A 12109-nucleotide genomic window follows, 5' to 3' on the forward strand; every position below is an offset into this window, starting at 1 on the left:
ATTTACGCCTGCGTGATGGTGAGGTCGTCCCAATACCCGGAATGCCCCGTGGCGGTCGCCGTGGCGTAGCCGAGCAGTTCCACCACGCCCGCCGCGGAAGGGGTGAAGGTGATCGTGCGCTCCTCCCACGTATCCGCTGCCGCCGTGATCTCCGCACTCACGTCCGCATCCACGCCCGCAATCTGCCCGCCGAGCACCTTGATTCCGATGGCAAGCGCGGTATTGGTGCGACGCACCCACGCTTTCATCGTGACTTGCGTCCCTGCGGACACGGCGACCTTGGCAAGCGGGATGTGCTGCATCGCCCGCCCGCCACTGGTCGAGCTGATCGTGATCTTCCACGCCACGCCCGAGGCGGTATGGCGCACGGTCGTATCGGTGACGAGCTTCCAGCCGTTGCCGATGACGCGGTGATCGCCCGCGGTGCCGTTGTAGTCGTGCAGGCGAATCTGGAAGTTGCGCGTTGAGGTGACGGTCGGTTCGGACGGGAACGTGCCATTGACCACCGTCAGCGGATCGCCGGAGACGGGGTTAGGGACGATGCTGCCGCTGGTGTTGTTCTGGAAAACCGTGTCGCGCAGGATGAGGTTGCCGGTGGATTGCACGCCATACGTGCCGCTGTTGTCGATCTTGTCGATGTCTGCCGTCACCACAGCCAGCGAATCGGCGTTGATCTGCACGCCAACAATATTGGAGCCTTCCACGCGTCTTGCGATCAGTTGGTTGCCATAGCCTGCGATGGTCGCCGACTCGCCAAAATGCGCGACGTTGTGCACCACGCTCCCGCCATCAATGACGCAATTGGTCGAGCTGCCGTCGAGCGAAAACGGCAGATTGCATCCCGCCATGCCAAGAAATCCGAAATCCAGCCGGTCGCCCGAGACATACGCCCCATAGAGCGGCGCATGGGCCACGCCGATGGTGCGAAACACCGCATCATTGAGCCCGCTGGTGTAGATCGGCGTGCCCATATCATTGTCGTAGTGGTGGCTGCCGCTGATCCACGTCTCCCCGGTCTGCGTGCTCATGTCGGTGCGATTCCATCCGCCAGAGTACGTCACGGGCGATGCGATGCTCCCGCCTGCAGACACCCAATTGCCGTCGTAGCCGGTCGAGTCGATGTCCACGAGCGGCTGACGTGCGTAGGTCGTCACCGCTTCGGTCGTGCCACGGTAGGGTCGCGCCGGACTCGATACGCTCGTGTTGCGATCTGCGCCGAGCACCACCGTTGTGCCGTCAATCGACAGCAGCGGATACCACTCAGGTTCGCCAACCGTGTTCTTGCCGATGAGCGACAGATGCGTGAGGCAATTGGCTGCGCCGTTGGCCTTGCACGCAATGATGTTGTCGAGCGTGATCGTGACGATGCCTGGATCGGACACGGCATACAGCGCGACCGACTGGATGGATGCGCCCAAGGCGGCAGCGAAGTCCTTCAGCACCACAAACCAGCCGGTGCCCGCCCATTGCGCACTCGTGACCGGCAACGGAACGGTATTGACGGCGGTGTCGCCCGTCGTGTCTGAGCACAGGCGCAGTTCCAGCACCCCCGGTGCAAGGCTCGTGCTGGTCTTGAACCACAGCGAAACCTGTTCGTAGCCCGACAGGTCGAGCGTGCCCGTGGCCTTGTAGGCGATCTTGCCGGTCGTGAAGCCGGAAGCGACTGCTGCGGTGGCGCTCGCGGTGCCCTGCTTCCTGTCGGTGCTGGTCGAGCAGGTGACGTTCGCGCTTGCGGTCCAAGCCGAATCGCAATTGTCGATGGTCTGCGTGACCGCGGCCCCGAGGGTGATGGTGCCGCTATTGTCCGTCCATGTGCCGGTGCCGATGCTGTTGGGGTCGGGGCTGGCGATGATGCGCACGGTGTCGCCTGCCGCCACACGGGCCGTCGTCGCGCCGCCCTCAAAGGACTTGAAGCGCAGCGCGAACGAACTCCCGTCGTTGGCGTTATTGCCCCCAACGGGGTCCATGTACTTGATCGCCACTGCCCGCCCCTACCGCTTAGGCCGACGGCAGCGAACGCGACCACGTATCAATGGTCGTCGTGGCGCCGCTGGTGAGCGTGGTCGAGCTCATGTTGAGCTGCGCGCCCGAGGTCGCAATCGCGCCGTCCTCGCGGATCTCGGTCTCGCTGGAATCCGCGACGCCCGAATCGGCAACCGCGCCGACGAAGCGATACCAGCCTGCCGTGCCGGTGGCGACGTTGGTGCCGCTCCACACTTCGCCCACCTTCTTGGTGATCGTGCCCGCTGTCGCCACGTCGAATTGCAGACCGTTCAGTGCCGTGACGCCGCCCGCCATGTTGCCGTAGCTCGCGGTGATCGTCGTCAGCGTCGCCGACACCGCGAAGGTATTCGGCGCCGCCCCGGAGCCGCGCGCTGCCGAGATCGTGACGACCGCACCGGAACTCGTTGCGGTGTATTCCGGGCTGGATTCGCTGCGATTGATCGCCGCCGCCACGGCCGCCGCCGTCACGGTGAGCGAGGTGTCGTAAGCGACCGCCCCCTCGGACATGATATTGATGCCATCGACGGTCACGGTATCGACACTGCCGCTTGCGCCGCCGGTCAGCGTCACGGTGCCGGTCGCGAGCACTTCGGCGGTATGCGCGCCCGAGTTGCGCGTGATCGTGCACAGCAGCGTACCAGTCGGGGCCGAGTCGGCGGAAGCCGGTTGCGCACCCGAGTAGATCAGGATCTTGCCGTTCTGGAAGGCTTTCTTGAGCGAGCCGTGTTGCAGGATGTGGTTACGCGCTGCCGTGCTGTAGCGAAGGGTCACGATATGCTCCTTAGGGATGCGTCAAACAAAAGCGTCCCGGCCCGCGCTTTTCAGCGAGGGAAAACGGGAGCGGGAGGGGAAATGAAAAAGCCCGCTTGAGAGGCGGGCTTCGGGACTATGGGAAAGGGGTTGTCAGTGGTTGATGACTACGACGTAGCGGCTCTCGTCAGGCATGAACACGGCACAGCCCTCGCCGGCCTCGTCCATCTGGTAGCGTTGTTCGGTGAGGTTGAGCAATTGCCCGTCCGGCATGGCGACGCAGATCCCGGCGCTGCTGGTCCACATCGGCAGCTTCACGCCCGCGAGCGCGCCATCACCGAACAGCGTGCCCTCGACATAGGCGAGCGTGCCGAGCAACGCGCCGTAGTCGGCGAGCTGCGTGAAGGTGAATTCCTCGGGCGAGGTGCCGCCGATCCAGGCGGTCATCGCACCAGCGGAAATCACGAGGCCACTGCCGGCAGCGGATTCGACCGACGCGAGCAGCGTGATCGGGCCGGAGAATTCGACGTAGTGGCGCAGATCGAAATGCTCGTAGGCGTGCGGCTCGGAGTAGTACAGGACGGCCCCCGCAGCGACGAACAGCCGCCCGCGCCAGTACGCGACGAGCTGCCCGGCCGGCGGCGGCGAGAGATGCTGCGTCGCCAGCGGCAAAACGGTATTGCCGGTCGCGGTAACGGTCGCCGTGGTGGCGGCCGGCAGCAGCGTTGCGGCCTCGTACAGCACCGAACCGTTGCATTCGGTCAGATACAGGATCTTGGCGGCCACGCCCGCATCAGCGGACACCGGCAGGTCGTCGAAATACAGGCCGGCGTTGTCGCCCACGTCGATGCGCCCGGCAATCCCGGTGCCGGACTCCTGCCCGTCGTCGCGCAGGTAGGTGACGGCATATTGATAGGTGCCGGCCGTGAGGTAGCCGATGATCTCGCTCGCGCTGCCCTGATGCGCCGGGGGAGTGAGGCCCCACGAGCGGGACGCGCCGGCATCGATGACGCCGGTCTCGCGCCCGTTGCTGTAGTAGACGCGCTCATCGACCGGGCAGTAGGCCATCTTCGCGCCCGGCGTGAGGCCCGTGCGCAGCGCGGTCGTCGTGTAGCCCGGCGCCACGCGGTACAGGCTCGTCCCGCCCGCCATCAGGCACAAGTCGCCCTGCGCCCACAGCGAATGGTAGTCACCCGCGAGGGCCAGCGTCAGCCCGTCGCGGCGCGACAGTTGCCCGCTCGCGTCGATATCCACGTTGTCGGCAACAACGAGGTCGCCCGCTTCCATGCGCTCGGGCTGCACGTCGTTGCGCAGGCCGGCGAAGGCTTTGAAGTCCATCAGCGGTATTCCTCGATTATTTGGCGCTGCGGCAGGTGTCGTGCTGTCGCCGGCATTGGCCCGCCACATCGATCAGGTCCAGCATCCAGATGGTTGCGCCGATGTCGTCGTCAGTCGGGATCGTCGGCAGGGTCGGGCACGGCGTCAGGCACGCTTCCGGGCGGATCATCTCCGGCATTCGCAGCGGCAACGGCGGCGGTGAAGTCGCGCACCCGCTCAGCAGGCAGGCGGCAGTCAGGACGAGGAGCAGAGGCGCGCGCATGGGCCTGCCCCGTCAGTCGCGCGGCACGAGCTGCAGCGGCTCGCCGCGCATCCGATACGGCGCGCTTTGCCCGGCGTGCGGATTCAGCTTCAGCGTCTCGACGTGCCGCCGCAACAGCGGCGTCCTGATTGTCGGCATAGGCGTTTGCGACAACCAGTTCGCGTTGCGCGCAAGCCCCTGCTGCCAGCCCGTCGCCCAGCCACCAACCCATGCCGCCCCCAAGTACCAGGGCGACAGCGCCCACAATGACCAGTAGTTGCACATTCAATCCTCCTGTTGAGCGGCCAGACATTTCTCGCGGGCGTCGAGTCGCCTGTTCCACAGCCCGGCGCAAATGCGGTTGCCCGGCGTCGAGCAGTCGAAGCCCTTGTGGTACTTCCAGCGCGGGAACTCCTCGCAGGCGCTGCGGTAGTCCTGCGCGTTGAGCTTCTTCACCAGGCGCGAGCCGCAGAACTGCGTCGCGCCGACGTTGTAGGAGAAGTCGACGTACAGGTCGTACTCGGCCTGATGCAGCGGCACCTTCACGCAGCGCTTCAGTGCGCCCTCGAACTGGGTGATGTCGCGCAGCGCCCGTTCAAGCGCTTGCGGCGGCGTCGTGCGGTCGCCCAGCTTCACCCCTCCGGTCGTGCCGAAGCCGATCGTCGGCACATCAAGCGGCGTCGGGCGTACGGCCGTGTCGGTGTATCCCTCGCTCAGCATCAGCCCGACGAACCCCGTTGCCGACAGGCTCAGCGCCGTGACGACGATGCGCGCTCTCATTGCGGCACGGTCACAACGAGGGGTGCCGGCTGCTCGACGACGACAGGCTCGGGCTGCAGCACAACCGTCGGCGCCGATGTGCTGTCAATCTGGTCGCCGCCCGCGATCCTGCCGCTGTTGCCCGAGTTCGCGCCGGAGTTGTCGCCGATGGTCGTGACCGCCCCGGGCGCCTGGATGTGCGAATACCCGAGCGTCGCCGCCTTGCCGACGCTGTCCGCGATGCCGACCGCCGCGCGCCCGGTGGCGATGACCTGCCCGACGCCGCCGGCCGTGCTGATGGCGTTGTTCAGGACGCCGGCCCACTCGTTCGGCCGCGCCTGCTGAATCTGCGCAGGCGCCTGCGGCATGAACACCTCGACGGACTTCAGGCCGGTGATAGCCTGCCCGTCCTGCGCCGTGAGCCGGAACAGCGGCGGCTGATTGGCTGCCAGCTTGTTGGCCTCGTGCTGTGCCGTGAGGTAGTCCCGGTATTCGCCGGACGTGCTGCAGCCTGCCAGCAGCAGTGCTGCCAGCATCATCATGATGTACCGCATGGTTTACTCCTTCGGGATGCGCGGCCTGCGCCGCTCTTTGATCGTCACGGAAACCGTGCCGTTGTCGTAGGCGCGCATCATCGCGCTATGTCCTTTTGACCCATCCGCGCACCACCGCAATCGCCCGCGGCAGCACGATTACGATCTGCACGCCGGTATAGATCAGCGTCGCAATGAGCACCCAATCAGCGAGCGGTACGCCCATCCAGCTCATGCCGGCCACCCCCACGGGAGGCGCAGCGGGCATCATGTCGCGCGCTACCGACTGCGCTGTGTGTTCGGTCATGGGCCTCTCCGTGACGGGCATGGCTACTCGCTGCCGTCTCGATGGGTGGAAGGGAGGTTGCGAGCGTTCCATTCCTCGGTGCGCGCCGACAGCGGATCACCGAAGGCCAGCGCAAAGCGCGATTCGGCATCTTTCGCGCGATCCTTGTCCTGGCGCTCGGAATCCAGCACCGAAAACGCCCGCTTGACGATCCAGTGGCGCAGATCACGGTGGAACCGCGCGTGAATCTCGGGCGTGTCTTCCATGTCGTTCAGCGCCACCAGCGGCAGGCGCACGACCTGCAGTTCCAGCGTGCCAACTGCGGTCGGGGTCGGGACGACGCGGATTTCCCCGGTCTCCCAGTCGGTCAGGTAGCACGACGGCTCGCCGGTCTCGTCCTCCCATCCCGGATGTTCCTCGTCCAGTTGCGCGGTCGTGACCGGCACCAGCGGCGTCGAGTTGCCGGTGAGGCGCACGCGGCGCAGGCGGATGACGCGCGGATCGAGGTCGTATTCGGACGTGCCTGCGACGAGCGTGATGCGGCAGATGGCCGGCGTCGTCGCATCGCGCAACAGGCTCGCGCGCCGACAGGCTTCGTTCTCCGCGTCCTCGGCGTATTCGATCAGCGCCGCGTTCGACCACAGGTAGGGCTGCGATTCGTCGTCCAGTTCGTCGCGCCGGATGATGGCGAGCAATTCACCGAGCTTCATAGAGCGGTTTTGCTTTGCGTAGAAGGAACCAAAGTGCGGCCAGCGTGGTCGTCTGGCAATGGCACCTTACTCAATTGATTTGCGCCAGAAAGTGGTCGATGCGTACGAGCGCGGGGTGGGTTCACAGCGCCAAGTAGCCGAGCTTTTTGGCGTCAGTATCTCGTTTGTCGAGAAGCTTTTCATGCGGCTGCGAAGCACCGGAGCAGTGGCGCCAAAGCCGCACGCCGGCGGAAAGCGATCGCGTCTGGATGAAGCCGCGCGACAGCGTCTGGCGCAGTGGCTGCACACGCAGTCCGATCTGACGCTCAACGAGTTGGCGCAGCGCCTGAAGACCGAATTGGACATTCCTATCGGCTTGCCCCGACTGTGTCGGGTGCTCAAGCAGATGCAACTGTCGCGAAAAAAAAGACGCTCCATGCGACGGAACGTGACGCCGACTCGGTAATTGAAGCGCGCGCGGCTTATCGGGAGGAGGTGGCCCAACATCCCCCGTCACGATTGTGCTTCATCGATGAATCGGGCGTGAACATTGCGATGACTCGTCATTACGGCCGTGCCCTGCGCGGTGAGCGGGTGCCCGACGCGGTGCCGAAAAATCACGGTCGCAATGTCACCCTGCTGGGCGCTGTGTCCTGCCGAGGCATCGACGCTGTCATGACTGTCGAGGGCCCGACCGACGCTGCAGTGTTTCGAGCTTATGTCGACCAGGTGCTGCTGCCGACGCTCGCCCCCGGTGATATCGTCGTCATGGACAACCTGAGCGCGCACAAGGTCAAAGGCATTCGCGAAGCGATCGAGGGCGCCCAGGCCAACCTGCTTTATCTGCCGCCCTATTCCCCGGATTGGTCCCCCATCGAACCGTGCTGGTCGAAACTCAAGACTGCCTTGCGGGCCGCCAAGGCGCGGACGCGCGAAGCACTGGATGAGGCCCTCAAACGGGTCCTCAACACGGTGACCGCCGCCGATGCCCGCGGCTGGTTCGCACACTGCGGTTATGACTTACAGTGATCGGCAATCCGCTCTAGGCCCTCCGTAGCGGCTCGAACGCGCGTTCCGGCCCGATGGCCTGCTGACACAGTGCCGCGCCGGTTTCCGGGTTCTGCAGGCAGTGTTCGCTGGAGTAATGGAGCCGATGGCACGGCCAGCACTTCACGTCATCCGCAAAGGTCGGCGTGAGCGTCGCCGTGTTGATCCAGTGCTTCGTCAGGTTCTCGATCGACGAATGCGACAGCAGGATGATCTTCGGCAGTGCCTCGAACGCCACCGCATTCAAGACGCCAGTCTCCGGCCCGAGCACGCAGTCGGCGAACTTGGCGAGCGTCAGCGTGTCGCGGATCGACAGTTCGCCGGACAGGCAATGCACGCGCGGTTCCAACTCCCATCCGGCCTCGAGGATCTTGCAGGCGTGATCGCCGACGAGATGGAAATGCACGTCCGGCAGTTCCAGCATGCAGCGTGCAATCAGGCTGTCCATGTGCGGCCAGAACTTGTGGATGCTCGACCCGGCGAGCGCAAAGACGACGTTGAACGCGCCAGGCACCAGCCGATTGCGCGCGCGGGTTTCCTCGGCGGGCGACGGGTAGAACTTCGACTCCGACGCATACGGCACGCCCGCGAGGTCAGATGTCCATTCGAGATAGTTCTTGTTGAGCTCCCGGCGGCGGATGTGGTCCGGCCAGAAGAAGTTCGCCCGGCCCGGGATCGGCAGCAGCGTGCCTTCGACCGACTCGCTCAGGTTGATGAAGCGGTCGAAGCGCGTCGCCTGCGCCTGCCAGAACATCGCGAGTTCGTGGTTCGGCACCTGGTTGTCGTCCTGGATGAACCACGCATCGACGTGCGGATCGTGCTGCAGGATGTCCTGCCCCTTCGGCGTGGTCATCAGCGTGACGTGGAAGCCCTCGCGCTTCAGGGCCGGCAGCACGTTCGATGCCATAATCATATCCCCAAAGCCTCCGAAGCGGCAAACACAAGCCGTCTTCTCAGGTTTTGGTTTCATCCACAGGTGGCGGAAGCGATCAACCCCGGGATGCGCTTCGGCCTTGCGATAGACCTGCAGGAATGAATACTCGCGGCCAGCGCCGCGCACCTCATTCACGAGCAAGTCCCAGCCTGTTCCGGCTGCCGCACTCACGTCGCCCATCGCGCTGCAAATGTCGACCGGTTCGAAGTCGTGCTTGTGGTCCGGATTTGCGCCATAGGTGCCGACGTTCGGATACAGGTCGCGGTGCGGCAGGTACAGCACCAGATGCCCGCCCACCTTGATGACCTGCCACCACTCGGCCAGCGCCGCGCGGTAGTCCTCGATGTGCTCGAGCAGATGCGAGGAGAACACGAAGTCGCACGAGGCCGGCTCGAACTCGTCCAGCCGCTCGCACGTTGCGACCTTCACATCGGGGCGGATCGGCACGCCGAAGAGTTCGGTGTCCTTGCACGAATCGACGCCGATGAAGTGCGGGAACGCCTTACGCGGACCACAGCCCAGATCGAGGCCGACGCCGCGGGTATAGGGCACGACGAGGTATTTCACTTTCGAGGCTTCGTCGCCCTGCGGATCGGTGATTTTCCAAACCATGCGTCAGCCCTGCAGTTGCGCGTCGAGCTGCGCATCGGTGGCGGTCGGCTCGACGGGCTCGGCAGGCTTGCGCGCGCGCTTCTTCTCGGGCTCGGCGGGCTCGGCAGGCTCGGTCAAGGCGTGGCCCTGCGCATCGAACAGGACGTGATCCTGTTCAAAGCGCGCCGGGCCCGCGCCGAACACTTCGCCATAGGGGCGGGTGCGGTCCAGGGTTCTCATGGATTCCTCGTCGGAAGATGGAGGGGTGAATCAGGGCTTCTTCGGCATCACGCAGTCGGCGGGGTCGCTCTTGGCTCCGCCCTTGATGCTGCCGATGCGGTTCGTCGCATCGCCGGACAGATCGGCGCCGTAGGTGTCGCCGTTCAGGCCGGTCTTGGTGCCGCGGTTCGGCATTGCCTTGGTGTCGCCCTGCAGCTCGCCGCTCGGGCGGTAGTTCGATTCGCTCATGGTCCTATGCTCCAGTGGTTACGACTGCACGGCGTCGGGGGTGATTTCGTACTCGTAGATGATGTGCGCCACGCCGGTCGCGTCGGCCAGCGACTTGACGGACATCTGCGTCATCGAGCCAATCGCGCGATCCAGTAGCGCGGAACTGGCGGTCACGCCTGCCGCCGAAGTGCTCAGCGCGATGGTGCCGATGGAGGTCGTGCCGTGATACACGTCATAGCCGTGCGTGGTCGCGGTGCCGGCGGTGATCACTGCGGCATGCACCTTCTTGAGCCGCGCGGCTTGGAACAGGCGGAACTTCGCGCCCTCGGTGGTCGCGCCGGCAGTGGTGATGTGGGCCGACTCGCGGCGAATGCTGTAATCGGGATCGTCGTATGCCATGTCTCTGTGCTCCTGGAAAAGAAAAGGGCGCCAGCGGTTACCCGATGACGCCCTGATTGCGGCGGAAAACGTTTACGCGGCACTATCCCACTTGATTACCCTGCCCTGAGCAGCTTGGGTGTGGACCAGTCCGTAACCGCCCAGGAAGTACCAGGCGATGCCACGCGAGCGGCCATAGTCGGTCGGGATCTTGCCGCGGATCTCTTCCGGCACGGCGACGCCCTCGGCCACGGTATCCGCGCCGAAGAAGAACGCCCAGTTCGACTGCGCGTTGGTGAAACCCGCCTTGGCGATGTTGGTCTGCTCGGCGAAGCGGGTGCTTTCGTAGCGACCGATCTCGCCGTTCAGGATCATCTGGAAGCCCTGATCGACGTACTGGTGCACCGCTTCCAGTTCGTTCTTGAACGGACGGAAGGTCGAGGGGTGCGCCAGTGCCATGTAGTCGTCACCGACATAGGCCGGAATGTTCCGTTCCTTCATCAGGTCGACGATGGCCTTGACGTGCTCCTTGCCGAGCGCGACGTTGTTGGTCGCGGTGGCGGTGCCGTTGGTGGTCAGCGTCACGGCGTCGGTCGCGGTGCCGGCGGTCGGAACGACACGCAGCGGGGTCGCGTTGAATTGCGCATGCGCCGCGACATCGAACGCCTTCTTGGCGTCGTTCTTCAGCACCTTGTTGATGACTTCCTTCACCGGGTGCTCGGACAGGTCGTCCAGCTTGCCGGTGTAGGGCACGGAATTCAGTCGTGTTATCGCGCGGCTCTTTATCCGCGCTTCCTGCGGTTTCCCGCAGGCTCAGACTATATCTTCCCTTTCGGGCCGGGCACTCGTGGGCGTTTTGTCCGGTCTGGACTACTTCGCCTAGTCGTTGAACCTTCCGCCGATTCCTCGACGGCTTGGCTGCTGATTGCCCAATCCTGATCGTTTTCGAACCGTCGCGCTTGCCGTTACCAGCTTCGCTGTGGTCATCAGGCTCTAAGGGGTTTCCAGCAGTTCACCCAGTTTTCATTCGCTTCCACTTTACCGGCGTATAATTGCGCTGCGCCGGTAAAAAGGAATAGTCATGGGTACGAGCAAACTTCAACGAGAACGTGTCGTCGTAACGTGCGCCTGCGGATGCGGCGAAACCTTCTCGGCCTTCCCGACCTACCGCAGCAAAGCGGAAGGTGGCGGGCTCCGTGTTCCTGAGTACAAGCGCGGCCATCATCCGAACTGCAGAAAATCGCAGACCGGACGAGCCGAACCGTGGAACAAGGGGATGAAGAAGGCCGACCATCCATCTATTGAACGGATGGGGTTCCAGCCTGGGCATGCGCCCCACAACGACTGGTCACACGTCAATGAGCTACTACGCTCAAACATCGAAGTTCGTAAAAAGTGGCTTGAGCACAAACGCGGTCAGGTTGCTTGGAACACAGGCTTGTCGCGCGAGCAGTACCCGAACGGTATTGCAAGCGGAGCGGGCCACGGCAACTGGAAAGGCGGTCATCGCGGTACTGTTGATACCGCTGAATGGCAGCGCCTACGCCGTGAAACTCTGGTCCGGGACAACTACACCTGCCAAGAGTGCGGCGACAAGAACCGCCAAGGACGAGGCTCCCGAATTCAGCTGGAAGTCCATCACATCATCGCGCTTTGCGAAGATCCGTCTCTTGCTCTTGATCCTGACAACTTGATTACGCTGTGCCGCTCATGCCACTACAAAACCCACAACTACGGCTCGAAAGCCGTTAAGCGACGCGGCAGTTAGGCAGCCATGCGAACCGCGAAAGCGGCGTCATTGGCGGCTTGTTTACCGTATTCCGTAATCGTCATCGTCCCTTGCGTGATGGTGAAGTTCGACTCCGGCATGGTCGTGGTCTCCACGAGGGTCGTGCCCTGCGTGGCGATGTCGGAATAGACGTTCCAGTGAAAAACGTCCCCCTTGCCCTTGCCCTGCACCGCGGCGTCCTTGATGTCAGCGAACTGACGGAACTTCACCAGCGGCTGCACCGCGTGGCGAAGCACTTGCGACAGATTGTCGCTGTACATGTAGCCACCCAGCGAGTTGGTGACCCAGAGTTGTCCTGCCATGATCGTTTTCTCCTAATC

General features: G+C 64.1%; 18 protein-coding genes. 3 read left to right on the forward strand and 15 right to left on the reverse strand.

Features of this window, described 5'->3' with window-relative positions; genetic code table 11:
• Nucleotides 1–2: 2 nt before the first annotated feature.
• From GO606_RS13545 to GO606_RS13585, 9 genes are all read right to left on the reverse strand, one after another.
• The gene (locus GO606_RS13545; protein WP_169119579.1) at nucleotides 3–1982 is read right to left on the reverse strand and encodes a hypothetical protein; all 1980 of its coding nucleotides are present in this window, start codon (nucleotides 1980–1982) and stop codon (nucleotides 3–5) included.
• A gap of 16 nt (nucleotides 1983–1998) precedes the next feature.
• Nucleotides 1999–2775 (reverse strand): hypothetical protein, encoded by a 777-nt coding sequence (locus GO606_RS13550; RefSeq protein ID WP_169119580.1) that lies wholly within the window; start codon nucleotides 2773–2775, stop codon nucleotides 1999–2001.
• Between the two features lie 132 nt (nucleotides 2776–2907).
• The gene (locus tag GO606_RS13555; RefSeq protein WP_169119581.1) at nucleotides 2908–4092 is read right to left on the reverse strand and encodes a hypothetical protein; all 1185 of its coding nucleotides are present in this window, start codon (nucleotides 4090–4092) and stop codon (nucleotides 2908–2910) included.
• Nucleotides 4093–4108: 16 nt separating this feature from the next.
• On the reverse strand, nucleotides 4109–4354 hold the full coding sequence (locus GO606_RS13560; RefSeq protein WP_169119582.1) for a hypothetical protein: 246 nt from the start codon (nucleotides 4352–4354) through the stop codon (nucleotides 4109–4111).
• A 12-nt stretch (nucleotides 4355–4366) separates the two neighbouring features.
• Nucleotides 4367–4618, reverse strand: coding sequence for a hypothetical protein (locus tag GO606_RS13565; protein WP_169119583.1), 252 nt, complete (start codon nucleotides 4616–4618; stop codon nucleotides 4367–4369).
• Nucleotides 4619–5113 carry a lysozyme gene (locus GO606_RS13570; protein ID WP_169119584.1) on the reverse strand — a complete coding sequence of 165 codons (495 nt, stop codon included), beginning with the start codon at nucleotides 5111–5113 and terminating at the stop codon, nucleotides 4619–4621.
• The gene (locus tag GO606_RS13575; RefSeq protein WP_169119585.1) at nucleotides 5110–5646 is read right to left on the reverse strand and encodes a hypothetical protein; all 537 of its coding nucleotides are present in this window, start codon (nucleotides 5644–5646) and stop codon (nucleotides 5110–5112) included. Before GO606_RS13575 ends, GO606_RS13570 begins: the two co-directional genes overlap by 4 nt.
• Before the next feature lie 85 nt (nucleotides 5647–5731).
• Entirely contained in the window at nucleotides 5732–5932 is a 201-nt protein-coding gene (locus tag GO606_RS13580) for a phage holin family protein (protein WP_169119586.1), read from the reverse strand.
• A 23-nt stretch (nucleotides 5933–5955) separates the two neighbouring features.
• Nucleotides 5956–6621 carry a phage adaptor protein gene (locus GO606_RS13585; protein ID WP_169119587.1) on the reverse strand — a complete coding sequence of 222 codons (666 nt, stop codon included), beginning with the start codon at nucleotides 6619–6621 and terminating at the stop codon, nucleotides 5956–5958.
• 58 nt (nucleotides 6622–6679) lie between these two features.
• Here GO606_RS13585 and GO606_RS13590 point away from each other — a divergent pair, with 58 nt between their 5' ends.
• Both GO606_RS13590 and GO606_RS13595 read left to right on the forward strand, forming a co-directional pair.
• Nucleotides 6680–7066: a helix-turn-helix domain-containing protein gene (locus tag GO606_RS13590; protein WP_169120950.1), complete on the forward strand. Its 387-nt coding sequence runs from the start codon at nucleotides 6680–6682 to the stop codon at nucleotides 7064–7066.
• Nucleotides 6988–7629 (forward strand): IS630 family transposase, encoded by a 642-nt coding sequence (locus GO606_RS13595; RefSeq protein WP_169120952.1) that lies wholly within the window; start codon nucleotides 6988–6990, stop codon nucleotides 7627–7629. The genes GO606_RS13590 and GO606_RS13595 overlap by 79 nt, the downstream gene beginning before the upstream one ends.
• 13 nt (nucleotides 7630–7642) lie before the next feature.
• On the opposite strand, the gene GO606_RS13600 is transcribed toward GO606_RS13595, so the two are convergent.
• From GO606_RS13600 to GO606_RS13620, 5 genes are all read right to left on the reverse strand, one after another.
• Nucleotides 7643–9193 carry a methyltransferase domain-containing protein gene (locus tag GO606_RS13600; protein WP_169119921.1) on the reverse strand — a complete coding sequence of 517 codons (1551 nt, stop codon included), beginning with the start codon at nucleotides 9191–9193 and terminating at the stop codon, nucleotides 7643–7645.
• A 3-nt stretch (nucleotides 9194–9196) separates the two neighbouring features.
• Nucleotides 9197–9412, reverse strand: coding sequence for a hypothetical protein (locus GO606_RS13605; protein ID WP_169119922.1), 216 nt, complete (start codon nucleotides 9410–9412; stop codon nucleotides 9197–9199).
• A gap of 30 nt (nucleotides 9413–9442) precedes the next feature.
• Entirely contained in the window at nucleotides 9443–9640 is a 198-nt protein-coding gene (locus tag GO606_RS13610) for a hypothetical protein (RefSeq protein WP_169119923.1), read from the reverse strand.
• Between the two features lie 18 nt (nucleotides 9641–9658).
• Nucleotides 9659–10021, reverse strand: a complete 363-nt coding sequence (locus GO606_RS13615; RefSeq protein WP_169119924.1) for a hypothetical protein — start codon at nucleotides 10019–10021, stop codon at nucleotides 9659–9661.
• Nucleotides 10022–10093: 72 nt separating this feature from the next.
• On the reverse strand, nucleotides 10094–10753 hold the full coding sequence (locus tag GO606_RS13620; protein ID WP_169119925.1) for a hypothetical protein: 660 nt from the start codon (nucleotides 10751–10753) through the stop codon (nucleotides 10094–10096).
• A 328-nt stretch (nucleotides 10754–11081) separates the two neighbouring features.
• Here GO606_RS13620 and GO606_RS13625 point away from each other — a divergent pair, with 328 nt between their 5' ends.
• On the forward strand, nucleotides 11082–11768 hold the full coding sequence (locus GO606_RS13625; RefSeq protein ID WP_211166787.1) for an HNH endonuclease: 687 nt from the start codon (nucleotides 11082–11084) through the stop codon (nucleotides 11766–11768).
• Here the strand turns inward: GO606_RS13625 and GO606_RS13630 are convergent.
• The gene (locus GO606_RS13630; RefSeq protein ID WP_169119926.1) at nucleotides 11765–12091 is read right to left on the reverse strand and encodes a hypothetical protein; all 327 of its coding nucleotides are present in this window, start codon (nucleotides 12089–12091) and stop codon (nucleotides 11765–11767) included. The genes GO606_RS13625 and GO606_RS13630 overlap by 4 nt on opposite strands.
• Between the last annotated feature and the right edge of the window lie 18 nt (nucleotides 12092–12109).

It is taken from the genome of Aromatoleum anaerobium, assembly GCF_012910705.2.
Lineage (GTDB): Bacteria > Pseudomonadota > Gammaproteobacteria > Burkholderiales > Rhodocyclaceae > Aromatoleum > Aromatoleum anaerobium.

Excerpts from the sequence above, each read along its gene's own strand:
- GO606_RS13575 (WP_169119585.1), bottom strand. The coding sequence starts at position 5,646 with ATGCGGTACATCATGATGATGCTGGCAGCACTGCTGCTGGCAGGCTGC.
- GO606_RS13570 (WP_169119584.1), bottom strand. The coding sequence starts at position 5,113 with ATGAGAGCGCGCATCGTCGTCACGGCGCTGAGCCTGTCGGCAACGGGG.
- GO606_RS13565 (WP_169119583.1), bottom strand. The coding sequence starts at position 4,618 with ATGTGCAACTACTGGTCATTGTGGGCGCTGTCGCCCTGGTACTTGGGG.
- GO606_RS13625 (WP_211166787.1), top strand. The coding sequence starts at position 11,082 with ATGGGTACGAGCAAACTTCAACGAGAACGTGTCGTCGTAACGTGCGCC.
- GO606_RS13605 (WP_169119922.1), bottom strand. The coding sequence starts at position 9,412 with ATGAGAACCCTGGACCGCACCCGCCCCTATGGCGAAGTGTTCGGCGCG.
- GO606_RS13585 (WP_169119587.1), bottom strand. The coding sequence starts at position 6,621 with ATGAAGCTCGGTGAATTGCTCGCCATCATCCGGCGCGACGAACTGGAC.
- GO606_RS13615 (WP_169119924.1), bottom strand. The coding sequence starts at position 10,021 with ATGGCATACGACGATCCCGATTACAGCATTCGCCGCGAGTCGGCCCAC.
- GO606_RS13555 (WP_169119581.1), bottom strand. The coding sequence starts at position 4,092 with ATGGACTTCAAAGCCTTCGCCGGCCTGCGCAACGACGTGCAGCCCGAG.
- GO606_RS13600 (WP_169119921.1), bottom strand. The coding sequence starts at position 9,193 with ATGGTTTGGAAAATCACCGATCCGCAGGGCGACGAAGCCTCGAAAGTG.
- GO606_RS13580 (WP_169119586.1), bottom strand. The coding sequence starts at position 5,932 with ATGACCGAACACACAGCGCAGTCGGTAGCGCGCGACATGATGCCCGCT.
- GO606_RS13590 (WP_169120950.1), top strand. The coding sequence starts at position 6,680 with ATGGCACCTTACTCAATTGATTTGCGCCAGAAAGTGGTCGATGCGTAC.
- GO606_RS13630 (WP_169119926.1), bottom strand. The coding sequence starts at position 12,091 with ATGGCAGGACAACTCTGGGTCACCAACTCGCTGGGTGGCTACATGTAC.
- GO606_RS13560 (WP_169119582.1), bottom strand. The coding sequence starts at position 4,354 with ATGCGCGCGCCTCTGCTCCTCGTCCTGACTGCCGCCTGCCTGCTGAGC.
- GO606_RS13610 (WP_169119923.1), bottom strand. The coding sequence starts at position 9,640 with ATGAGCGAATCGAACTACCGCCCGAGCGGCGAGCTGCAGGGCGACACC.